Here is a 25,052-nt window from a genome sequence, read left to right as displayed (position 1 = left end):
TCTAAGCGCTCCCTTTTGTAAACAAATAATACATGAAAAAATAAGGAGCTATTTCGAGAGTGCAAAGATATAAAATAAAATAAAACAACTTACTGAATATTAAACTTTGATATTTTTTTATTGAAAGGGAGTAAGTTAGTATGCTTAAGACTAGTATTATGGCGATTATCGCTATAGGAATATTCTGAGATACAGTATTATAGTAAAACAAAAGAATATTAATAGGTAGGATGATTATTCCAATATAAGTTCTGTAAGTGATTTTTTGGAGGTTAAATTGCTCCATAAACTCCTCAATATTGAAGGTTGTGGCGATAATTTTTTCGATTAAATACTTCGATAAAATAAAAAAGATAAGAAAAGTGATAATTTGGATGTACAAGATCCAATCGGTTTTTGAGGCATAGCCAAAAATGCTTAAAGAAATTTGGATAAAAAACGCAAAAGAGATTACCTGAACAAAGAATAATGAAATGGTAAAACTACTTTTGAGCTGGCTGCTATCGCGATAGATTTTAGAATATTTATCGGAAAAAATAAGATTGGTAAAATCGCCAAATCGATTGCCAAAAACCGATTTAATAACGGCAATAATAGCAAAGGCAAAAACAAATAAAAAGGTTGCCCAGTCATTGTTTTCGGTAACTCTCGGATGTAGCAGATATTCAGTCATAGCGGAAGCAAAATTAGTAAAATTTTATATCAATATTTTTATTATACTATTATTATGAATCAAATGGCATAAAAAGGTTACTTTTGCGTTGAAATTTCTAGAAATATGAATAATTGTATTGTTATAATTCCAACCTATAACGAAATTGAAAATATCGAAAGCATCATTAGAACGACGCTTTCTCAACACAAGCATTTTCATGTTCTTATAGTGGATGATAATTCTCCAGATCATACGGCTGATAAGGTTAGGCTTTTGCAAACGGAATTTGAAGGGCGCTTATTTCTAGAAAACAGAAAGCAAAAATCAGGTTTAGGAACGGCTTATGTACACGGTTTTAAGTGGGCATTAGCTAACGATTATGAGTTTATTTTTGAAATGGATGCCGATTTTTCACACAATCCTCATGATTTAGAAAAATTATACAATGCCTGCCATTTTGGAGATGCCGATTTAGCTATTGGTTCGCGTTATGTTACGGGAGTTAATGTGGTTAATTGGCCTTTAAATCGGGTATTGCTTTCTTATTTTGCTTCGGTTTATGTTAGGATGATTACCGGAATGGAAATTCATGACGCAACAGCTGGTTTTGTTTGTTATAAACGATCCGTTTTAGAAAAGATAAACCTGGATAGGATAAAATTTGTGGGTTATGCGTTTCAAATAGAAATGAAATATCGCACTTTTTGCAATAATTTTATAATTACAGAAGTTCCTATTATTTTTACCGATCGTACCAAAGGTCAGTCAAAAATGAGTAATTCAATAATAGTAGAAGCGGTTTTTGGGGTAATTTCGCTTCGATTAAAAAAATTAGTAAATAGATTATAATAAAAAGAACAATGAATAGGGTTTTAATTAAGAATGCCAAAATAGTAAATGAGGGGGTAATTTTTGAAGGCGATGTTTTAATTGAGAATGACTTAATTGTTGAGATTTCAGAAAGCATTAGTGCAAAATCATCCGATTGTAAGATTGTGGATGCCGAAGGAAATTATTTAATTCCTGGTGCCATCGATGATCAGGTGCATTTTAGAGAACCGGGTTTAACGCACAAAGGGGATATTGAGTCGGAGTCTAAAGCTGCTGTTGCTGGTGGGATTACGTCATTTATCGAGCAACCTAATACGGTTCCTAATGCGGTTACTCAAGAAGTTTTAGAAGAAAAATACCAGTTGGCTGCCGATAAATCGTATGCGAATTATTCGTTTATGATGGGTGCAACCAATGATAATTTAGAAGAAGTTTTAAAAACCAATCCAAAGAATGTAGCTGGGATTAAGATATTTTTAGGTTCTTCAACCGGGAATATGTTAGTGGATAACGAAGCAACGCTTGAAAAAATATTCTCAAGTACGCCTATGTTAATTGCAGTACATTGTGAAGACGAAGCGACTATTAGAGCTAATTCAGAAAAATACATAGCCGAATATGGTGATGATGTTCCGGTAACAGTGCATCATTTGATAAGAAGCGAAGAAGCTTGTTATTTGTCTTCTTCAAAAGCAATTGCTTTGGCTAAGAAAACAGGTGCTCGTTTGCATATCTTTCACCTTTCTACTGCTAAAGAGATGGATTTATTTACCAATAAAATTCCATTGGAAGAAAAGAAAATTACGGCTGAGGTTTGCGTGCATCATTTATGGTTTACCAATGATGATTATGCTACCAAAGGCAATTTTATTAAATGGAATCCAGCGGTAAAAACAGCAAATGACAGAGATGCTTTGTGGAAAGCATTGTTAGATGACAGAATCGATGTTATTGCAACGGATCATGCGCCACATACCTTAGAAGAAAAAAAACAATCTTATTTAAAAGCACCATCAGGAGGACCGTTAGTTCAACATGCTGTTGTGGCTATGTTTGAAGCTTTTCATCAAGGCAAAATTAGTGTAGAAAAAATTGTGGAGAAAATGTGTCACAATCCGGCTAAGATTTTCAAGATTGAAAAACGCGGTTTTATTAAAGAAGGTTATTATGCCGATTTAGTAATTGTGAACTCAGGTTTGCCTTGGGGAGTTAAAAAAGAGAATATCTTCGCTAAATGCGGATGGTCTCCTTTTGAAGGATTTACTTTTAAATCCAGAATTACACATACTTTTGTAAATGGACAGCTAGTATATAATGCTTTTAAAGTAAAAAATATTCGTGCTGGAAAAAGACTCTTATTTGATCGATAAGCAATGAAAAACGCGGTATTTTTTTTAGTTGTAATAATGTTATTCTTTGGTTGTAAGGAGGAGACGGTAAAAGAACCGGATCATCTTATAGATAAAGAAGTAATGCAAAACATTATTTATGATTTGTCGCTTTTAGAAGCGATAAAATACAATGAACCTAGTACTACCGAAAATTACAGGGTTAATCCTAAAGAGTTTATTTATAAAAAATATAAAATAGACAGCGTGCAATTTGCACAAAACAATGTTTATTATGCTTCTGATTTTGATGAGTATAAGGCGATGTATGATACTGTTATCAAACGAATAGACGGTAAAAAAGCTGTTATTGATGCTGTTATCAAAAAAGTAGCTAAAAGAGATTCTTTAATTGCTAAAAAGAAACGAACGGATTCTATCCAAAAAGTTAAAAAAATAACTTTGGCTAGAAAGAAAGATTCGCTTCAAAAAATTAAGAAAAAAGATAGCTTGCTTTTATTGAAGAAAAAACCAAAAAATGCAAAAAAGAAGATTTCGACAACAATAAAATCAAAGGTGATTAAAAACGGAGTTAGGGTTAAATAACGCTAAAATTCTCTTTGATGTATTGATGTACATCTAAAAAAGAAGTGTTTAAAGCTGTTCTAATTTTGTCATTTGAATAGTCATTTTTGCTAATAGAAGAACGAAGTGTATCCTTAGATATGTTGTTGCTTTTTCGAGAAAAAAGACTCAAAATCCAATTCACTCTCCAGGTGATTTCTATCATAAAAGGCTTGGCTTCTACGCTAGGCCTTTTTACTTTTAGGGTATCGGCAATGGTATTGAAAAGTTCTTTAAAAACGATGTTTTGAGCAATAAGAATAAAGCGTTCGTTGCAAATAGTACTTTGAGTTAATTGGTACATCATTCGTACTACATCGTCTACCGCAACAAAACCAGTGCTTCCTGATGTGTAAAATAGCATGCCATCGGCTATTTTTTTAATGAGTTGGCCGCTGCCTTGGTCTTCAAATCCAGGTCCAATAATAATACCGGGATTGACAATAATAACATTTAAACCTTCTTGTTGTCCACGCCAAATTTCCATTTCGGCACCGTATTTAGAAATAGCATAATCACTATGATGTTTCTCCGGATTCCATTCGGTTTCTTCGGTTTTTATAGTTTCGTGTGGGGCTAAATCGCCAAGAGCAGCAATAGAACTTACATAACATAACTTCTGGATTCCTTTGGCAAGACAAAAATTAACGATATTCGCTGTTCCTTCAATATTGATTTTTCGAAGTGAATTTTCGTCTTTTGGATCAAAGGAAATCAATGCAGCGCAATGATATACTTGTGAGCAATTGATAAAAGCATGTTCTAATGAAGGAATGTCAAGAATGTCAGCTTGCACCCATTCGATAGCATCAAACAAAGAAGATTTGTTATAATGCTGAAACAGCAATTTTGTTTTCTGAATGTTGTTTTTCTTGCGATAAATAGCACGAACGTTTTCTCCATTTTCTAATAAATGAAGTAATAAATGCGCGCCAACTAAACCGGTTCCTCCTGTAACTAAAATCATAAATACAAATGTAACAATTTATCAATTTTATAAGGTAACAATTAGCATTTTAGATATTTTTTTCAAATTGGTACATTTTCAAATTTTCAAATTGTGTAATTAAAGTTATCTTTGCGCACTCGAAGCCTGAAAGGCTGAACTGACGAAGTAAATTGATTAAAAACATGAAGAATTTTATTGAAGAAGTAACTTGGAGAGGAATGCTCCACGATGTTATGCCAGGCACCGAAGAACATTTGATGGAACAAATGCGTGCGGCGTATGTGGGGATTGACCCAACTGCAGATTCATTACATATAGGACACCTAGTTGGAGTAATGTTATTGAAACATTTTCAAATAGCTGGACACAAACCTTTAGCCTTAGTAGGTGGAGCAACAGGAATGATTGGTGATCCATCAGGAAAGTCTAACGAAAGAAATTTATTAGACGAAACTACTTTGCGTCACAATCAGGAAGCGATAAAAGGACAATTGGCTCGTTTCTTAGATTTTACTTCCGATGCGCCAAATGCTGCGGAGTTGGTGAATAACTACGATTGGATGAAGAATTTCTCCTTCTTGGATTTCATCCGTGATGTGGGTAAACACATTACTGTAAATTACATGATGGCGAAAGATTCGGTAAAGAAACGTTTGTCTTCAGAATCTGCTGAAGGAATGTCGTTTACTGAGTTCACATACCAATTAGTTCAAGGTTACGATTTCTTGCATTTGTACAGAGAGAAAAGCTGTACACTACAAATGGGAGGAAGCGATCAGTGGGGAAATATCACTACCGGAACGGAATTAGTACGCAGAATAGCAAGTGGAAAAGCGTATGCTTTGACTTGTCCATTGATTACAAAAGCGGACGGAACTAAATTTGGAAAATCTGAAGGAGGAAATATTTGGTTGGACTCAGCTAGAACATCTCCTTATAAATTTTACCAATATTGGTTGAATACGTCTGATATTGATGCTGAAAAATACATCAAGATTTTTACCTTTTTATCGAAAGAGGAAATAGAAGATTTAACTGAAAAACATAGAGAAGCACCGCATTTGCGTTTGTTGCAAAAACGTTTGGCGGAAGAAATTACCGTAATGGTGCATTCGGCGGCTGATTTAGACAATGCGATTAAGGCTTCGAATATTCTTTTTGGAAATGCCACTGCCGAAGATTTGAAACAACTGGACGAAGCGACTTTCTTAGAAGTTTTTGACGGAGTTCCGCAAGCTGAAATTGCAAGAACTGAAATTGAAGCTGGAATTAATATTGTAGCTATTTTAAACGAAAAAACAGGCTTTTTTAAATCGAATGGAGAAGCAAGAAGAGCTTTGACTGCTAATTCTATTTCGGTAAACAGAGAAAAAGTAAAAGAAGATTTCTCGCTTTCGAACAAAGATTTAATCAACAATCAGTTTGTTTTGTTGCAAAGTGGAAAGAAAAATTATTTTGTGGTGAGAGTACTGTAACTTTCTTTTTTGCTTGATCAAAAAAGAAACAAAAAAATCAAGTCTTACGCTTCCTCGTCGGTCAAATTAGTTTTCGAATGCTAAAAGAAAAGAACTCTCCGCCGCGGCGGATCAAACAGCTTTTCTTTTCACGCATTTTTCAAACATTTGACACTCGATTGCGGAAGCTAAGGACAGCTAAATCTCAGAAATACCAGTATTTTGATTTATAGATAAATATAAGTGTTATTTTAGACAATTATACCTAAATTTAAAAACCTGATGACATAATGTTATCAGGTTTTTCCGTTTTCTAATGGATGTTTTTCTATTTTTGAATTTTAGAAATTGCTATGAAAAGAAACTTATTTATCGGAATTGTATGAAAAAGCAACAAATTTGGTTTTGTGTAGTTTCTTTTTTTGTGCTTTCTTTCTTGTCTTTATCAGGATTGAAAGCGCAAAATCTTTTTTTCGAAAAAATATCTGGTCGGGATGCAAATCCTGTGACTCAAATTCATGGAATTGCTAAGGATTCTATAGGTTATGTTTGGTTTGGAAGTTGGAATGGCGCTTATCGCTACGATGGAAAAACATTCGACTTTTTTTATCACAATCCAAAAGACAAGACCTCATTACCCAATAACCGAATACGCAATCTTGTTTCTGATAAAAAATTAGGACTTTGGTTTTTAACCTTCGATAGAAAATACGTTCGGTTTAATTATCAGCTGAATTCTTTTAAAATTGTTGCTGATACTAAAGTTCCTAAAATTATAATTGACAAGTTGGCTAGAAATACCAGTGAGTTAAATAAAAACCGAATTGTAAATGGGAAAAGGTATTCTTTGTCTTCCCATTTATTTACTGCTGAGGATATAAAATCAGGCGAGAAATATCATTATACGGCTAACATCAATCATCCCGGACAATTATTAGATGATTACATCACCGATTTTTTTATAGATGATGAAAATATTATTTGGCTGGGAACCAGAGGAGGCGATGTATATAAGGCAAATCCAAGCAGGAATCCGTTTGAATTGCATTACAGCTATAGAAAATCCAGCGAAAACAGCAAATTAGCTACGGTTAAAGGTATTTTAAAAGTAGATAATGAAATATGGTTAGCTACTGATGAAGGAATACTAATTTACAATAAGGAAGGCTTAGATTATAATCATCCTTTTTATAAATCGAATAGCCAAATTAAGAATGCGCGCAGTTTTTTCAAGGACAACAAAGGTCAAATTTGGATAGGCGGCCGTAACGGATTAGAATGCTACAATCCTAAAACCAATCAATGTAAGGTTATAATCAATAGAACTTTAAGTCCTAATTTAAGCATTTGGTCTGTTTATGCTTTAGAAGCATCGGGGAATAATTTGTGGGTTGGTTTGTATAATGGCATTGCTTGTATCAATTTAGCCAATGATAAAATTAGCTTTTATGATTTAGCCGATACAATCCATAATGGAAGTGTTATGGATGTCTTATGTGTTAACGGTCGTGAACTGTGGTTAGCAACTGAGGGAAGTGGTGTTGTTCGGTTAAAAATAAATAATGCGGGGAAGATATATGATAAATTAGTGCTAAATACTTTTGATAAGCATCTTGAAAACCAAATTTCAGGAAATATTATTTATGCTTTGCATAGGGACAAACGAGGAGCAATTTGGGTTGGTTCTAGCGAAGGATTGAATAAAATCTACACGAATGCAAATCCGATGCGAATTGAAAAAGTACAATTGCAATCGGAAAGTCCTAATATTTATATTTCATCAATCACTGATGATTTTAAAGGAAATCTTTGGATTGCTCATAAACAGGGGCTTTCGATGATTGATATTGTCACGAATAAAATTTCCAATTATAGAAGAGAAGATCAGTTTGGGTCATGGACTTTTTCAGAAAGAGCATTTTATAAGGATGTAGCCAATCAGAAAATATATTTTGGAGATAAAAACGGTTATCTCTCTTTTCGTCCAATTGAAATCAAAATGAATCTAGTTAATGATAAGTTGATTTTTAAAAGCTTGTATTTGTCGAGTGAAAAAGTGATTCCGATGGATACAATTAATGATCAAATTGTTTTGACCAAAGATTTGTCGCAAACCCAATCGATTCAGTTGGATTATGATAATAGAAGTTTTACAATAGAATTAGCTTCGTTTAATTATAGGAATACGAATAAGATGGTCTATGAGTACACTTTAGAAGGCTATGAAGACAAATGGATTAAGACCAATAGCAGTAAAATAACCTATAATAGATTACCTCCGGGTAATTATGTTTTTAAGGCTCGTGTAGTTTCGCCAAACGATACAAAATCGCCCATAAAAGTATTGGATATTGATGTAAGTGCGCCTTGGTATGGAACCTGGTGGGCTAAAATATTTTTTGTCGCTTTCTTAGCAGCAATAGCTTTTTGGCTTTTTAAAGCCATGTTGTACCGAGATCGTTTGAAAAACGAAATCAAACTGGAACGATTGAATACCGAAAGACAAGAAGCTTTAAACAAAGAAAAAATAGAATTCTTTACCAATATTTCCCATGATTTAAAAACGCCATTAACCCTGATTGTGGATCCTTTAAAACGCATTCAGGATGATAAAGTGGCTGCAGGAGACAAAGAAGTTTATTTTTCGATAGTCAATAGAAACATCAGTTATTTGACCAAGTTGATTCATCAGATTTTGGATTTCCGTAAATCAGAAATGGGGAAACTGAAATTAAATCCTACGTTTCAAAATTTTAATTTGTTTATAGAAGAATGCTATACTTCGTTCCAATTTATAGCTGTAAAACGAAATATAACGCTTCAACTTCAGGTTGAAAAAAAGCCTTTATACTGCTCTTTGGATTTTGAAAAAGTACAACAGATTATTGTGAACATAGTATCTAATGCTTTTCAATATACCGCAGACGGAGGACTTGTGATACTTTCTGCGGCTCTTAATGAGGGGAAATCTAATTTGGAAATTACAGTTGAAGACAATGGTATTGGAATCAATGCCGCCGAATTAGAAAAAATATTCGAACCATTTAATACTATTGGCCCTAGTCCGTATCATGGCTATTCTTCTGGAATTGGATTGTCCTTAACACGAAATTTAATCGAACTTTTAAAAGGAACTATTGCAATTGAAAGCACGCCTGAAAAAGGAACTAAAGTATTGATTAGCCTTCCTTACGAAGCCGCCACAATGGAGGATAGTACTGTTGTTAAAGTAGAACAGCTTCATCAAAATAAGGATTATGAGGATAATCAGGAAAAGGAGCGAGAACAAATTTCTTTTGAAAGTGCCAAACCTACGCTGCTTATTGTAGAAGACAATCCGGATGTGCAAACCTATTTGAATAAAGAATTATCTAAAGAATATACTTTGATTCAGGAGTATGACGGAAAGAAAGGGCTTGAGGCTGCGATACAATTCATACCGGATATTATTGTTTCGGATATTATGATGCCCGAAATGCAGGGAACTGAATTTTGTAGAGAACTTAAAGGCAATGAAAATACCAGCCATATTCCGCTTATCTTTTTAACGGCAAAAGGTTCTGATGAAAATCAAATAGAAGGATACAATCTGGGAGCAGAAGCCTATGTCATGAAGCCGTTTAATGTGGATGTTTTAAACGCACAGATAAAAAGTGTGTTAGAAAACAGAATCATTTTGCAAAACAGGCTTGCGGGCATCAAAAAGATAGACCAATTGCAACAGGAAGTACCCGATCAGGATAATGATTTTCTTGAAAAAATAATTGAAAAAATCAACCTCAACATTGAAGAAACTGATTTTAATTCGGATGAGTTGGCGCAAGCTTTAGGCATTAGCCAAAGACAGCTGTATCGAAAATTAAAAGGAATAACAGGAAATACGGTTCATGAATTTATTACCAAAGTAAAAATGAATCAGGCCGAAGAATTGCTTAAAAATTCAGATTTGAGTATTTCCCAAATTGCTTACAAAGTTGGTTTCTCAGAACCATCTAATTTTTCACGTACGTTTTCTAAACATTTTGGATGTAGTCCTTCGCAGTATGTGAAATAATTTTTGGTTAAACAGCATGACAGTGTTTTTGTGAGATGTTTTCGTTCAAATTATTGTTATCTTTAACTCAGCGAATAATGTATCAGAATGCTTGATAGTAAGTCATATAAGGGTTCAGCGTTAGGGGAGAAAAAATAAAAGGATATAATTCTAAATGATGAAACTCAAAAATGAGTAAAGTAAAGAATAGGATAAAAATAATGGTTGGTTCAACTGTTTATGGATTTGAAGACCAAATCTCACAAATTGTTGCACAACTTAATACATTAGGTTATGAGGTGCTGAATTCTCATTTTGGAAGTATTAAGGTAAATCCTCACTTGTCTAATTTGGATAACTGTTTGAATGCAGTTACTGAATGTGATTTGTTTTTAGGGATTATTCGTCCCTACTACGGAACAGGTAATATTGGTGATAAGAATATTACATTTGAAGAAATAAAGAAGGCAATCGAATTGAAAAAGCCTTATTGGTTTTTGGTTCATCGTGATGTTGTTTTTGCACGCAATCTTTTTAAGAAAATGAAATTGAAAAGTGGTGATGAAATTGTAATTGAGGATAACAAACTCTTTGATAAACGCTGTATTAACGTGTATGAATATGTAATAAAGAACCACGTTAAAGATTTGGCTTTAAGAAATGGTAATTGGGCACAGGAGTTTTATCGCTTAGATGAAATGATGGTATATATCAATGCGCAATTTACCAACAAGAATTTTATTAATGAAGTAATCAATCAAACAAATAGCAACGATGGAAAATAGTTTTATAATAGAAAATCTGTTGCAACAAAAAGAAGGTGTTCGTTTGGAATTTAAGGCAAAACCAAACATTGATGCAATCGCAAAATCCATTACCTCTTTTATTAATACACAAGGCGGTGATTTAATTGTAGGAGTTGATGACGGTAAAAATATAGTGGGTGTTGAGAATGTTTATCTACAATCAGTTAGAATAAAGAATGCTTTAGTAGAATTTATAAAACCAACTGCTCCCATTTCTGTAGATGTAATTAAATACAAAAAAAATGATGTTATCTTAATTAGTGTTTGGGAAGGCGCAAAAAAACCATATCAATACAAAGGTATCATATATAACAGAATTGGTCAGACAACAAAAACTACTAGTCCTGAGAAATTGACTAATCTTATTTCAGAAAGAAAGCAGGCAGATTTCCATTGGGAAAGAATGCCTTTATTAGGTGCGGAATTAACCGATTTAGATACAGCAGAAATAAGACAAACAATTAAACTGTATAAAGAATATAAGAAAGAGGCTAAAATTGAAGACGTAGAAGATTTTTTGATTCAAGTTGGATTACTTCAAAACGGGAATATAACCAATGCTTGTATGGTATTGTTTGGTAAAAACCCAATACGTTTTATTTCTCAATCGAGAATTAGACTCACACTTTATCCTTCAAAAACATTAGGAAATCAATTTATTGATGATAGAATTTTTGAAGGTAATATTTTTAAAAATATCACTGCAATATTTGAATATATTGATGTTGTATATGGGAGAAATTATACTGTTAAAGGGCTTCTAAGAAAAGATAAATTAAATTATCCTGAATTAGCTTTACGAGAGGGTATTTTAAATGCTATTGTACATAGGGATTATAATTCAGTTGAAGGTTTTCTTCAAATATCTATTTATCCTGATAGAACAGAAATAAGTAATTATGGTAAATTACCAGATGGAATTACTATTGAAGATTTGAAGGTAGAACACAATTCTATTTTGCGTAATCCTGATATAGCCCAAATGTGTTTCTATAGGAAGTATATTGAAATGCTTGGAAGCGGAACACAAAGAATGATTAGAGATTGCAAAGAAAATAAGTTTAAGACACCTGTTTGGAAAGAAAAAGGAAATATAACAACTGTTACTTTTCCTGATGTTGCACATAATAGGAATAGTGAGGGAATAACTAAGGGAATAATTGAGGGAATAAGTAAAGGAGTTGTTGCTAAATTTGAGGGAATAATTGAGGGAATAACTGAGGGAATAACAGTAGATGTAAAAGATAAGATATTAAAGATTCTTTTAGTGCTTCATAAAGAAGGTGGAGTTAGAACAGTAGATATTGAAAAACGTATTGAAATACCTGCTAAAAGTTTAGAAAGATATATAAAGCAATTAAAAGATGGTGGTATAATTGAATTTAAAGGAGCAAATAGGACAGGAGGATATTATTTGACCAAGGAAGTGGAAAGTAAGACACAAAAATAGAAAGCAAAAGGCAATTATCCAGCTGTCAACATTAATTAAAATCTTTGAAATCGGCTTATTAAATAAAAGAATTGGTTTGGCTTTCTTGTAAACAGAAAAGTTAGCTGATAGCAAGTAATATAAATAAAACCTCGTTTGTCCCAATTTATAGGGAAAACGAGGTTTTATTTTTTAGAAATCTAAATATTCACGAGTCATACTTCGCCATTTTATATCATATCCAGCCAAATGGCAATCTATGAATGGTTATGGCAATCCATGATAATTAAAAATAAAGCGAGGAATCTACATTTGTAAAGCATTAATGTTAATGCCGATAATACAAAGAATAAACCCTAATAACTATTAAGCGATGAATTTGAAAAGAGTTTTGTACACACTCAGTTTTGTAATGCTGTTTGCAAGTATGGCAAATGCACAGCAAAACAAATCAGAGAGAGAAAAATACAATTTCAATTACGGTTGGAAATTGAATGTTGGTGCTGCTGAAGAAGCTGTAAAACCAGAATTTGACGATCAAAAATGGACTGCTGTCAATCTTCCTTTTGCATGGAATCAAGCCGAGGCTTTTAAAAATGACATTACTCATTTATCTACAGGAATTGCCTGGTATCGCAAAACATTTCAATTGCCGAAAGATTCAGGAGACAAGAAAATTTTTATCGAATTTGAAGGAGTGCGTCAAATGGGAGAAGTCTATTTGAATGGAACTTTTATTGGACGACATGAAAATGGAGTAATGGCTTTTGGTTTCGATTTAACGCTTTATGTAAAACCTTTTCCTCAGGAAAATGTAATTGCGGTTAAAACAGATAATGATTGGAAATACAGAGAGAAAGCAAGTAACTCAGGATTTCAGTGGAACAATAATAATTTCAATGCTAATTATGGCGGACTTCCGAAAAATGTATTCTTGCATATTAAATCTAAAGTATATCAAACCCTTCCTTTGTTCTCGACATTGGGAACAACAGGTACTTATGTGTATGCAACAGATTTTAATATAGCCGATAAAAAAGCGGTTATTAATGTGTCTTCACAAGTAAAAAATGAACTTTCAAAACCAGTTAATGCGCAACTGAAAGTAACTGTGGTGGACATGCAAGGGAAAGAAGTGGCTTCGTTTTTAGGCGATTCTTTCACTGTAAATCCAAATGAAAAAAAGGATTTGAAAGCGTCTAAAGCTTTAAATAATTTGAATTTTTGGAGCTGGGGTTATGGCTATTTGTATACAGTTTCCAGTGAAGTTTTGGTAGACAATAAACCAGTAGATAAGGTCAATATTCAAACAGGATTCCGTAAAGGAAAGTTCGAAAAAGGAATGGTCTATTTGAATGACCGAGTGATTATGATGCACGGATATGCACAACGTACCAGTAACGAATGGCCTTCTGTGGGAATGTCAGTTCCGGCATGGATGAGTGATTACAGCAATAGTTTGATGGTAAAGAGTAACGGGAATTTGGTGCGCTGGATGCACGTAACGCCTTGGAAACAAGACGTAGAATCCTGTGATAGAGTTGGTTTAATCCAAGCCATGCCAGCAGGAGATGCCGAAGCTGATGTTACAGGCAGAAGATGGGAACAACGTACGGAGTTGATGCGTGATGCCATTATATACAACAGAAACAATCCGAGTATTTTATTTTACGAATCTGGAAACGAAAGTATTTCGGAAGAACACATGAAAGAAATGCTGGCTATCAGAAACACTTATGATCCTTATGGAGGACGCGCCATTGGAAGTAGAGAAATGTTAGACAGTAAAGTAGCTGAATACGGAGGCGAAATGTTGTATATCAACAAAAGCGCAAAGCTTCCTTTTTGGGCAACGGAATACAGCAGAGACGAAGGTTTACGTAAATATTGGGATGAATTCACGCCACCTTACCATAAAAATGGAGTAGGTGGAACCACTCATGAAAATGTAAATGGAACAAAAGTAGCAGATGCGAGTGCTTACAACCGCAATCAGGATACGCATGCCGTTGAAAATGTAGAGCGTTGGTACGATTACTGGGAATCCCGACCAGGAACTGGAGAGCGTGTTAGTTCAGGTGGAGTGAATATTATTTTTAGTGATTCGAATACCCATTACAGAGGACAGGAAAATTATCGTAGAAGCGGGGAAGTAGATCCTATGCGAATTCCTAAAGATGGTTTTTATGCGCATCAGGTAATTTGGGATGGATGGGTTGATACCGAAACGCCTAAAGCACATATTGTAGGACATTGGAATTATGAAAAAGAAGTAACTAAAGATATCACTGTAATTTCGACTGCCGATGCAGTAGAATTGTTTATCAACAAAACGAGTCTTGGAAAAGGAATACAAAGCAAAAAATTCTTGTTTACTTTTAAAAATGTGCAATTCAAACCAGGAACGATCAAAGCAATTGGTTATGATAAATCAGGAAAAAAAGTTTGTGAAACTGAAATTCGCACAGCTGGAAAACCTTACGCACTTAAGTTAAGTACGATTGAAAGACCTAGAGGAACTTTGGCTAATGCTAATGATTTGGCTATTGTACAAGTAGAAGTTGTAGATGATAAAGGAAATCGTTGTCCTACAGCATTGAATATGATTGATTTTGAAGTAAAAGGACAAGGTACTTTTGTTGGCGGAATTGCGCAAGGACCTGATAATTATATTGGAGCCAGCAGTCTTCCGGTAGAATGTGGTGTCAACCGAATTATGGTGAGATCAACTGAAACAGAAGGATTGATTAACATCAAAGCAACTTCTAAATTGCTTAAAGGTGATGCTATCACGGTGAAAACAATTAAGACTGATTTAGGGAAATTGTCAACGAATATGCCAAATGAAAATTTGCCGTCTTTTACAGAAAAAGGGCCAACTCCTGCAACACCATCTTTCAAGAGAACTAGATTACCCATAGCGATTATTGGAGCTAAAACCAATTCGAATCAAGCTGATGCTTATAAAAGTTATGATGACAACGAATTGACACAATGGTCTTACGGTAAAAATGACAAGGCGACGATTGAATATGAATTAGAGCGTGAAGCTACTATCAATCAGGTAGTGTTGAAGCTTGCCGGATGGAAAAGTAAAAAGTATCCAATTCGAATTTTTGTAGACAATAAAAAAGTGTTTGAAGGGTCAACACCTACGAGTTTAGGATATGTGACTCTAGATGTAACTCCAACCAAAGGTAAAAAAGTCCAAATAGAACTATTGGGCTCTGCCAAAGACAGTGATGCTATCAATCTGGTTGAAATTACCGGAAAAGTGGACGATGCAGGTTTAAAAGAAGGAGATAAAACCATACAACGTTTACCAATAATCGAAGTAGAATTTTACGAGCCAATCGATACATTAAATAATAAGTTAACAACAATTAAATAGGTTTGGTTACGGTTAGTTAGTCGCCTATCTAAGTTTCCTGTTTTCGAGATTATGCACTGAAACTTAGAGAGCATAAAATTTGAGAAGGTAATTACTAATGGAATGATTTAAACCACGAATATCCGAATTATCAAAAAATCCCAACAACTTGGCTACTGGCAGATTGTTGGGATTTTTTTGTCTTAAAAAAAACGGCTTTATTTGAGTAAATTCTGTTTTTGAAATTTGATCTAAATAATAGACCTTAAAATTCATTATTAATAAAATAATTCGCGTACAGGATCCAAATGCATATATTTGTTAATTAGAATTAGCTTTTAAGAAAGTGTGTTTTCTAAATAATATATTTCAATATCTTAATCTCAGGGAACTCCTAATTATATTTTGCTTTGAAAACAAAACGAATATTTTTTCTGTTAAGTCTTTTTGTACTATTTGCTTCTATATCTTGTTTCAGTCAGTCACAAGTTGTATTTAATAAAATAAATCAAACGAATGGATTATCTACTGACCGGGTTAGAAGTATTGTAAAGGAGAAAAATGGTTTTGTCTGGATTGGTACCGAAAACGGATTGAACCGCTACGACGGTAACAAAATAAAAACATACAATAAGCAAAATAGTGTCTTAAGTGCCAATGACATCTCTGATTTACTAATAGATCATAAAGGGAAAATTTGGATTGCCACATTAGGAGGTGGTTTGAATTTATACAATCCTTCGAACGATAAATTTGTTACCTATAAAAATATTTCCAACGATGCTAATTCGATTCCTTCCAATGAATTGAACACTCTTTTTGAAGATGCTAAAGGAACAATTTGGCTGGGAACCAAAAATGGACTTTGCTTTTTTAATCCCCAAAAACAAACCTTTAAAACCTATAAGTTTCAGGCCAATAATGAAAAATCGTTGAGTCATAATGACGTTAGAAGTATTTATGAAGATGCGAATAAAAATCTTTGGATAGGGACTTTTGGCGGTGGTTTAAATAAATTCAATCCTAAGACTGGTCAGTTTGTACGCATCAATTCTTCGAGCAATACCTCACCAGATTACATTCATTCTATTAGCGGTTTGAATAAGAATGAACTTCTAATCGGTACAAGCGGAAAAGGATTATTGACCTTAGATGTAAACCGATTAAGTTTTCAAAAAAAGGCATACGGTATCAATAAACCGGTTTCTATTGTGCGGTGTATTAAAAGAGGGAAAAATGGGGCTTTATGGATTGGGACGGATGGTAATGGAGTTTTTAAAATAACCAATATCAATAGTGTAAAGCCAATAGTTGTTAACTATACTAATGATTCCCAATTAGAATCTTCCATTTCCAGTAATGCCATCTATGATCTCATGGAAGACGAGAGTGCTAACATTTGGTTGGTAACCGCCTGGAATGGTGTCGATGTGCTAAGTTTTAACAAAGACTACACTTTTTTACCCAGCTCAGATAAGGGAGAAGCACCCATCTCAGTATTGTCAGTCTATAAAAATAAGGATGCTTTTTTTATGGGATTAGACGGAAAAGGATTGACTGTTGTGCAAGAAGGGACAAAAGCCGTAAAGCATTACAATAGCGAGCGAAAAAATTCTATTGGGGACAATTATATTCAGTACATAAAAGAAAGCAGTAACGGAAATCTTTGGATTGGAACTTTTGTAAATGGTCTGGTGTATTTTAATTACAAAACAGGCGTTGCTACACAATTCAAACAAGAGGCTGGGAATCCAAAATCCCTTAGTTATAATGATGTTCGTTACACGGTTGAAGACGAAAAAAAGAACATTTGGGTAGCTACCTGGGGAGGTGGGCTGAATTATTTTGATACAACCACCAAAGAATTTACAAGTTATAAAAAGAAATCGGCTGATCCTTTTTCTATCAGTAGCGACAATGTAATCTCACTCCAAAAAGACGGTAATTTTATATGGCTGGCTACTTTTGGGGGTGGTGTTGATCTTTTGGATACCAAAACCAAGCGTTTTAAAGTGTATAAAAGTTCAGTGAACAATCAAAACTCTATCAGTAGCGATTATGTGTATAGTATTTTAAAAGATTCCAAAGGGAATTTATGGATTGGAACCGCCGGGGAAGGAATTAATTTATTAGATAAAAAAACCAAAAAAATTAATCGTTTCGAAAATTTTAAAAATGTCCGTTATCAGACCGTGACTGCCATTATTGAAGACAACAGGGGATTGATCTGGTTTAGTACCAAACAGGGGATTTTCAATTACAATTATACCACAAAAACCTTTAACAGCTTTTCAAATCTTAAAGGGGATTATCATATCAATTCCTGTTTTAAAGACGCCAAAGGAATGTTGTATTTTGGTTGTTCCAAAGGGGTAGTTGAGTTTAATCCCAAAACCATCAAAACCCAAAATATCACGCCTAAAGTAAAGTTTACCAGTTTTAAACTTTTCAACAAAGAAGTAGCAGTTGGGGAAGGCGAAATATTAGAAAATGATATTGCTTTTTCTAAAAATGTAACTTTAGAATACGATCAGGATGTCATAACTTTTGAGTTTGCAGCCATGCGATTTCCATCTTCAGCCAATTGTGAGTACCAGATTAAAATGGATAATTTTGATAAAAATTGGCGTTCGATAGGTAAAGACGGTACGGCAACATATACCAATCTTTCTCCGGGTAAATATCTTTTCAAAGTGAGGAGTAGAGAACTGGGAGATGATTGGGTAGATAAGTATACAGCTGTAGGGATTACAATATTAAAACCCTTTTGGCTGGAATGGTGGGCTTTTTTGATTTATACTCTTTTGATTGTTCTAATCTTATATGTTTTTATAAAATACATCATTTCATGGGAAAAAATGAAAGCGGATTTGAGATTCGAAAAATTCACCCATGAAAAAGACATCGAACTTTATAATTTAAAACAAGATTTTTTCACAAATATCTCTCATGAAATAAGAACTCCGGTAACGCTTATTTTGAGTTCCATCAATAAATTATTAAAAACCAATGATTTTTCTGAGGCTCATCAACAAAATCCTTTTGGGACAATTAAAAAAAATGGAGAATATTTACTGAATCTGGTCAACGAACTTTTGGACTTTAGAAAGCTGGAGCACCAACAAATCAGTTTGAAAGTGGTGCAAGAGGATTGGGTTAAGTTTAGCAAGGAAATTTACTTGTCGTTTAAAGAATTTGCCCATCAAAAAGATATCAAGTTTGAGTTTGAATCTTCAACTGAGATGATCGAATTGTGGTTTGATAAAAACCAGATGGAAAAAGTACTCTATAATTTATTTTCGAATGCGTTAAAATTTACAAATGCTGGGGGCTCCATAAAGCTGTCGATAACAGAAACGGATAAAAAAGTACAATTAGAACTGGTAGATGAAGGAATCGGGATTTCGAAGAAACACCTTTCGAAAATCTTTAATCGGTTCTATCAGGCTAACGATACTACGAATGTCAACGGGACTGGTTTTGGGCTCGGTTTAACTATTTCAAATGAAATTATAAAGCTGCATCATGGAGAAATCACTGTTAAAAGTAAAAAGGGTTCCGGCAGTACCTTTATTATCACATTGAAAAAAGGGAATTCTTTTTTTAATGAGGACGAAATTGGCGGAAATGAAACCAATGAAGAACTTATCGAGAATTATTTTACCAGCAATAAAAATAAAGAACAAATAACAGAACAGCGTATTGTAGCTGTTGATGATGCTTTAACGAAAGAGCAAACCTTGCTTATTGTTGAAGATAATCCGGATATCTGTAATTATATTGTCGAACTTTTTTCAGACGAATTTATTGTTTTGCAAGCCGCTAACGGGAAAGAAGGATTGGAAATTGCTTTAGATAAAATGCCGGATCTTATTGTGAGTGATGTCATGATGCCTGTTATGGATGGAATTGAGTTGACTCATAATTTGAAATCAAATTCTAGTACCAGCCATATTCCGGTTATTCTTTTAACCGCCAGAGCTTCTTTTATACACAAAATGGCAGGATTTGAAACCGGTGCAGATGATTATATTACGAAGCCTTTTAATGAGTCGCTTCTTCGTGCCAGAATTAAAAACATTTTAAAAAACAGGGCACGCTTACATGAGATATTCCGTTCGGAGGATTTTATGCCTATTGGAGAATTGACAACGAACAAATCAGATCAGGAATTTCTTCAAAATCTGGGGAATTTAATCGAGGAGAATATTGACTGTAATGACTTTTCTGTAAATATAGTCGTTAAGCATTTAGGCATGAGCCATTCGGTTATCTATAAAAAACTCAAAATATTGACTGGAATGTCCTTGGTAGAATATATTCGGGAATATAAATTAAAGAAAGCAAAACAACTGCTCTTGAAAAAAGAAAATACAGTGGCTGAGGTTTGTTATTTAGTTGGGTATTCTGATAGAAAATATTTTAGCAAATTATTCAAAGAACGTTTTGGAGAAAACCCTTCTTCGTTACTAAAAGAGAAATAAGTATCTGCAACTCTTTCGATGTAATTAAGTATACTTCAATTTAAAAACTAGGTATAATTATTTAAACCATACTATCATTTATCATTTCGAAAATGAAAATTGATGGTAATCTTTTCCATGTTTACTCCTTTCTAATTTCTCTGAATTTTAATTTTTATGCACTAATATTTTAGTGTTTCCGTGTGAAATATTTATAGACAGTAAAAGTCTGTTGTTTCTTTCAAATAATAATAATACTATTTTAAGGCTGTTTTTTTTCTTGAATGGCTGATTTTTACCTTGTTTTACTAGGGTAAAATGATTTAGACTACCTAGGTTGATGAATTATTTCCCCTTTGATTCTTGATAGCGGGGCTAAATTGCAACGTATTAAAACTACATCAATCTCTAAAACAAAATTTAATTAAAAACAACCAAAAAGTAATTATGAAAAGCTAACTCAAATTAATTTTAAAAAAAAACTAAAATTTTTAATGCAAAACCAAACTATAATATGAATTCAAAACCAAAGAAAATGAGAACTCTGATAGCTTTTAAGTTATACTGTTCGATGATAATTTTTTTAACACCTATTCTATTTTTCGGGCAGAAAGCAGTTGTTAAAGGAACTGTTGTAGATGAAGTAACAAAGGCAACACTGCCTGGTGTAACAGTAATACTAAAGAATAATGTTAGTTCTACAATAACAGATGCCAATGGGAATTATCAGATTAATGCAAATAATGGTGATATAGCAATTTTTTCATCAGTAGGATACGGAACAATCGAAAAGAAAATCACAGGGAATGTCTTGAATATATCTCTTCGTGAAGAATCAAAAACACTAAACGAAGTTGTGGTTATTGGTTATGGTAGCACAAAAATTAAGGATGCTACAGGATCAGTAACTTCAGTAACTGCAAAAGATTTTAATAAAGGGAATATAGTTACTGCCGAAAATCTTTTAACAGGTCGTGTGGCAGGTTTATCCATTACAACCGGCGGGGATCCGGGAGCAGGATCGACTATTAGAATTCGTGGGGGAGCATCATTAGGAGCGTCTAATGATCCTTTGATTGTAATTAATGGAATGCCTGTAGATAACAATTCAATAGGAGGCTCACGTTCTATATTGAGTTCGATTAATCCAAATGACATTGAATCTTTTTCTGTTTTAAAAGATGCTTCGGCTACGGCTATATATGGTTCCAGAGCGTCAAACGGAGTTATTATTATTACCCTGAAAAAAGGAACTAAAACCTTTTCTGCCAGTTTAGATATGAGCATGAGTGTAAACACACTTGCAAATAAAATGGATGTCTTTAGTGGAAATGAATTAAGAGAATTGGTAAGTGTACAAGATCCAACTTTGTTGCCCTTATTAGGAACAGCAAATACCGATTGGCAAAAAGAAATTTATAGATCAAGTATCTCTTCAAATACTAATGTTTCGGTAAACGGAATGTTGTTTGACAAAATTCCATCGAGAGCTTCTTTTGGAAGAACATTACAAAATGGTTTGATGTTAACTTCAGAATTTGAGCGTAACACGGGTTCTGTAACCTTAAACCCAAGTCTATTTGATAATCATTTAAAAATTAGTGTTAATGCTAATGCATCTTTGGAAAAAAACAGATTTGCTTCGGGTCAACAAGGCAATGCTATAACTTTTGATCCTACACAGCCTGTTTATGATGCCAATTCTGTTTTTGGCGGATACTTTCAATATTATAGAGACAATCATGACGGTGTTATTAATGAGAGTGATTTAACAGAACGCGCTCCATTGAATCCGGTTGCTGAGTTAATGCAACGCAATAGTAGGAGTGAAGTGAAAAGACTGTATGGTAATGTGAAATTAGATTATAATTTCCATTTTTTACCTGAATTAACCGCGGTGTTAAATTTAGGTATGGATAAAAGTACAGCCGATGGTTTTACAAGAGTTTCCAATAAAAATCCGCTTTCTCAGGCTGATGGACGTATTATAGGATCTCATTCGGAATATTCTAACGAGCAGAGTAATTATTTACTGGATGGATATTTCGGTTATAAAAAAGAATTCGGGAAACTAAATTTTGAAGCTACAGCGGGTTATTCTTATCAAAAATTCACCAATGAAAGATACAATACGAATGAATTATTAGACAATGGTGTTGATAGTGCTCCTGTTTTAAATATAGATCCAAATTTGGTTTTAATTGGATTTTTCGGAAGAACTAATCTTTCATTTTATGATAAATACCTCTTTACAGTATCTTATCGTAGAGATGGTACATCCCGTTTTAGCGAATCAAATCGTTGGGGTAATTTTCCTTCTGCAGCCTTTGCCTGGAAAGTTAAGGAAGATCTGTTTCCAGAGTCTAAAACGCTCTCTAATTTAAAATTAAGATTAGGGTGGGGAGTAACCGGGCAGCAAGATATTGGGCAAGCTAATTTAGACTTGTACATGTCAAGATATAGTACAGGTTTGCCAACTTCCCAATATATTTTTGGAAATACGGTAACTACTATTGCCATACCGCAATTTAGAAATGAAGATTTAAAATGGGAAGAAACCACAACGTACAATGCGGGTCTTGATTTTGGATTTTTTAATGACAGAGTAACAGCTACTGTAGAAGGTTTCTATAAAGAATCTAAAGATTTGCTTGCCAATGCAGCTATTTCAGACGGTTCCAATTTTAGTAATTCCGGATTCCAAAACATTGGTAATTTTACTTCAAAAGGGCTTGAGTTTTCTGTAGGTGCCGATATTATTAAAAATAAAAATGGGTTGAAGTGGAATGTTAATTTCAACAGCACTTTTATAAAAACAGAAATTAAAAGTTTGGCATTAGGTCAGGATCAGTTAGTAGGTACAACCGGTGCTGGTGCTGGTGGCGGAACTACTGCTCAAATACACAGAGTTGGTTACACTCCTTTTTCATTTTATGTATATAAACAAATTTATGATACCAATGGTAAACCAATTGAAGGTGCTTATGCCGATTTGAATGGTGACAATATCATTAATGATGCCGATTTATACATACACCATAATGGTATGCCAACGGTAACTATGGGATTTGCATCAAATATTAATTATAAAAACATAGACCTTTCTTTTAATATGAGAGCGAGTTTGGGTAATTACGTCTATAATGGTGCTAATGCTACAAGAGCGCAATACAATTTATTAAGAAACAGTTCGGTGGTGTCAAACTTACCAACTTCAGTTTTAGAAACTAATTTTAAATCTACCGAAGACGTATTACTTTCTGATTATTATGTTGAAAATGCTTCATTTTTAAAAATGGATAATGTAAGCCTTGGATACACATTTGAGGATATATTTAACTCCCGTTCCTCCATACGTTTGTCTGCCAGTGTGCAAAATGTATTTACTATTACAAATTATTCAGGTTTAGATCCTGAGGTATTTTCTAACGGAATTGATAATTCAATAACTCCCCGACCTAGAACTTTTCTGGTAGGAGCTAATGTGAAATTTTAAAAAGAAACAATATGAAGAATATAATAAAAAATAAAACAATTTACATTCTGGGTATGCTGTTCGTACTTTTTGGATGTACAAATGATCTTAATATTGATGCTAAAGACCCTAATGTACTTTTGGTTGATGATTTCTATTCTAGTCCGGAATCTTATAAAGAAGGATTGGCGGGAGTTTATGGAAATTTGTCTTTAACAGGAGCATCAGGACCGGGTAGTTCTAATATATCAGGTTTAGATGCAGGAACAAGTCAATATGGAAGAGGTTTTTGGAACTTACAGGAATTAACAACTGATGAGGTGAAATGGTGCTGGGAAAATGATCCGGGTCTAAGAGGCTTAAATCGCAATACATGGACTTCAGATAATGTGGTTATTAGAGGTTTTTTTGGAAGATGTATGACAGAGGTTGCTTTTGTCAATGAGTATCTTCGTCAAACATCTGATGCTAAGTTGGATAGTAGAGGGGTTAGTACCGAATTGCGCAACGAAATTAAAACCTATAGAGCCGAAGCCCGATTTTTAAGAGCATTAGCCTATTACCATTTAATGGATTTGTTTGGTAAAGCAGGGTTTGTTACCGAGAATGACCCCGTAGGTGCTTATCAGTCCCCAGAATATGGACGTCCTGAGTTATTTGCATTTATAGAATCAGAATTAACAGCGATAATTCCGGATTTGAAAAATCCACTTCAAAATGAATATGCCAGAGCAGATAAAGCTGCTGCCTGGATGTTGTTAGCTAAAATTTATTTGAATGCTGAGGTTTTCATTGGAGAAAAAAAATATGATCAATGTATTAGCTATTGTAAAGATATTATTAATGCAGGATTTTCATTAACACCGGTATATGCAAACAATTTTAAGGCAGATAACCATACTGGTGCTGCCAGAAACGAAATTATATTCCCTATTGTTTCTGATGGAGTTGTGACTCAAAATTATGGTCCAACGACTGTAATGGTTAATGCTCAGGTAGGATCTTTAGAACAAAACGGAGCTGATTTTGGTGTTGCAGGATGGGCAGGAGGATTGAGAGTAACGAAACAATTTTCGGAAACAATGCTAAATGGAGACTATAATGATGACAGAAATACCATTATCAGTAAAGATAGAACTATTGAAATGACCAGTATGGATAATTATGGAACTGGTTACGTCACAGCAAAATGGTCTAATAAAACATCTACAGGGGCAAACGGTTCAGCTACTGAAATTGTAGATACCGATTTTCCTATGTTTAGATTGGCCGATGTTTATTTGATGTATGCTGAAGCAGTTCTCAGAGGAGGTAATGGAGGTTCATTGACTACAGCAAAAGATTATATTAATCTATTGCGTAGCAGAGCTCATAATACCAAATTGATAACTGTTAGTAACCTCAATTTAGATTTAATTCTGAATGAACGAATGGTAGAACTCTATGGGGAGGCTCACAGAAGACAGGATTTAATCCGTTTTGGGAAATTTACCGGAGGAACCTACAACTGGTCTTGGAAAGGAAGTGTGGTTAGTGGTATTGCAATTAGCGATATATACAAGGTATTTCCAATTCCGAGAGCAAGCATCGCTGCTAATCCAAATCTTAAACAGAACACAGGTTATTAAAAAATAG

13 protein-coding genes are annotated in these 25,052 nt (G+C 33.9%); 11 read left to right on the top strand and 2 right to left on the bottom strand.

The window, feature by feature from the left end; all coding sequences use genetic code 11:
* Nucleotide 1: 1 nt before the first annotated feature.
* Nucleotides 2-673: a DUF4271 domain-containing protein gene (locus GTZ96_RS02900; RefSeq protein ID WP_161641086.1), complete on the bottom strand. Its 672-nt coding sequence runs from the start codon at nt 671-673 to the stop codon at nt 2-4.
* 105 nt (nt 674-778) lie between these two features.
* On the opposite strand from GTZ96_RS02900, the gene GTZ96_RS02895 reads away from it, so the two are divergent.
* The 3 genes from GTZ96_RS02895 to GTZ96_RS02885 are packed head-to-tail and all read left to right on the top strand — an operon-like array spanning nt 779 to nt 3,420.
* Complete coding sequence (locus tag GTZ96_RS02895) at nt 779-1,504, top strand: polyprenol monophosphomannose synthase (RefSeq protein WP_161641085.1); 726 nt, start codon at nt 779-781, stop codon at nt 1,502-1,504.
* Nucleotides 1,505-1,515: 11 nt separating this feature from the next.
* Nucleotides 1,516-2,856, top strand: a complete 1,341-nt coding sequence (locus tag GTZ96_RS02890) for a dihydroorotase (protein WP_161641084.1) — start codon at nt 1,516-1,518, stop codon at nt 2,854-2,856.
* Nucleotides 2,857-2,859: 3 nt separating this feature from the next.
* Entirely contained in the window at nt 2,860-3,420 is a 561-nt protein-coding gene (locus tag GTZ96_RS02885; RefSeq protein ID WP_161641083.1) for a DUF4296 domain-containing protein, read from the top strand.
* Here the strand turns inward: GTZ96_RS02885 and GTZ96_RS02880 are convergent.
* On the bottom strand, nt 3,413-4,405 hold the full coding sequence (locus GTZ96_RS02880; protein WP_161641082.1) for an NAD-dependent epimerase/dehydratase family protein: 993 nt from the start codon (nt 4,403-4,405) through the stop codon (nt 3,413-3,415). The genes GTZ96_RS02885 and GTZ96_RS02880 overlap by 8 nt on opposite strands.
* 164 nt (nt 4,406-4,569) lie before the next feature.
* Here GTZ96_RS02880 and tyrS point away from each other — a divergent pair, with 164 nt between their 5' ends.
* The 8 genes from tyrS (at nt 4,570) to GTZ96_RS02840 (ending at nt 25,045) form a co-directional block, all read left to right on the top strand.
* Complete coding sequence (gene tyrS, locus GTZ96_RS02875; RefSeq protein WP_161641081.1) at nt 4,570-5,862, top strand: tyrosine--tRNA ligase; 1,293 nt, start codon at nt 4,570-4,572, stop codon at nt 5,860-5,862.
* A 361-nt stretch (nt 5,863-6,223) separates the two neighbouring features.
* Nucleotides 6,224-9,895 (top strand): hybrid sensor histidine kinase/response regulator transcription factor, encoded by a 3,672-nt coding sequence (locus GTZ96_RS02870; RefSeq protein ID WP_161641080.1) that lies wholly within the window; start codon nt 6,224-6,226, stop codon nt 9,893-9,895.
* 170 nt (nt 9,896-10,065) lie between these two features.
* Nucleotides 10,066-10,659 (top strand): DUF4062 domain-containing protein, encoded by a 594-nt coding sequence (locus GTZ96_RS02865; RefSeq protein ID WP_161641079.1) that lies wholly within the window; start codon nt 10,066-10,068, stop codon nt 10,657-10,659.
* The gene (locus GTZ96_RS02860; RefSeq protein WP_161641078.1) at nt 10,649-12,130 is read left to right on the top strand and encodes an ATP-binding protein; all 1,482 of its coding nucleotides are present in this window, start codon (nt 10,649-10,651) and stop codon (nt 12,128-12,130) included. Before GTZ96_RS02865 ends, GTZ96_RS02860 begins: the two co-directional genes overlap by 11 nt.
* 352 nt (nt 12,131-12,482) lie before the next feature.
* Nucleotides 12,483-15,500, top strand: a complete 3,018-nt coding sequence (locus GTZ96_RS02855; protein ID WP_161641077.1) for a glycoside hydrolase family 2 protein — start codon at nt 12,483-12,485, stop codon at nt 15,498-15,500.
* A 389-nt stretch (nt 15,501-15,889) separates the two neighbouring features.
* Nucleotides 15,890-19,963 (top strand): hybrid sensor histidine kinase/response regulator transcription factor, encoded by a 4,074-nt coding sequence (locus GTZ96_RS02850; protein ID WP_161641076.1) that lies wholly within the window; start codon nt 15,890-15,892, stop codon nt 19,961-19,963.
* Between the two features lie 514 nt (nt 19,964-20,477).
* Complete coding sequence (locus tag GTZ96_RS02845) at nt 20,478-23,438, top strand: SusC/RagA family TonB-linked outer membrane protein (protein WP_161641172.1); 2,961 nt, start codon at nt 20,478-20,480, stop codon at nt 23,436-23,438.
* Nucleotides 23,439-23,449: 11 nt separating this feature from the next.
* A complete protein-coding gene (locus tag GTZ96_RS02840; RefSeq protein ID WP_161641075.1) occupies nt 23,450-25,045 on the top strand; it encodes a RagB/SusD family nutrient uptake outer membrane protein in 1,596 nt (531 codons plus the stop codon).
* Nucleotides 25,046-25,052 lie beyond the last annotated feature (7 nt).

This window comes from Flavobacterium undicola, assembly GCF_009909155.2.
In the GTDB taxonomy this organism is placed as follows: Bacteria; Bacteroidota; Bacteroidia; order Flavobacteriales; family Flavobacteriaceae; genus Flavobacterium; species Flavobacterium undicola.
This window is presented reverse-complemented; position numbering and strand designations above follow the sequence as displayed.

Bases quoted from the DNA above. Each gene is read 5' to 3' on its own strand.
- GTZ96_RS02900 (WP_161641086.1), bottom strand. From the start codon at position 673: ATGACTGAATATCTGCTACATCCGAGAGTTACCGAAAACAATGACTGG.
- GTZ96_RS02895 (WP_161641085.1), top strand. From the start codon at position 779: ATGAATAATTGTATTGTTATAATTCCAACCTATAACGAAATTGAAAAT.
- GTZ96_RS02890 (WP_161641084.1), top strand. From the start codon at position 1,516: ATGAATAGGGTTTTAATTAAGAATGCCAAAATAGTAAATGAGGGGGTA.
- GTZ96_RS02885 (WP_161641083.1), top strand. From the start codon at position 2,860: ATGAAAAACGCGGTATTTTTTTTAGTTGTAATAATGTTATTCTTTGGT.
- GTZ96_RS02880 (WP_161641082.1), bottom strand. From the start codon at position 4,405: ATGATTTTAGTTACAGGAGGAACCGGTTTAGTTGGCGCGCATTTATTA.
- tyrS (WP_161641081.1), top strand. From the start codon at position 4,570: ATGAAGAATTTTATTGAAGAAGTAACTTGGAGAGGAATGCTCCACGAT.
- GTZ96_RS02870 (WP_161641080.1), top strand. From the start codon at position 6,224: ATGAAAAAGCAACAAATTTGGTTTTGTGTAGTTTCTTTTTTTGTGCTT.
- GTZ96_RS02865 (WP_161641079.1), top strand. From the start codon at position 10,066: ATGAGTAAAGTAAAGAATAGGATAAAAATAATGGTTGGTTCAACTGTT.
- GTZ96_RS02860 (WP_161641078.1), top strand. From the start codon at position 10,649: ATGGAAAATAGTTTTATAATAGAAAATCTGTTGCAACAAAAAGAAGGT.
- GTZ96_RS02855 (WP_161641077.1), top strand. From the start codon at position 12,483: ATGAATTTGAAAAGAGTTTTGTACACACTCAGTTTTGTAATGCTGTTT.
- GTZ96_RS02845 (WP_161641172.1), top strand. From the start codon at position 20,478: ATGAGAACTCTGATAGCTTTTAAGTTATACTGTTCGATGATAATTTTT.
- GTZ96_RS02840 (WP_161641075.1), top strand. From the start codon at position 23,450: ATGAAGAATATAATAAAAAATAAAACAATTTACATTCTGGGTATGCTG.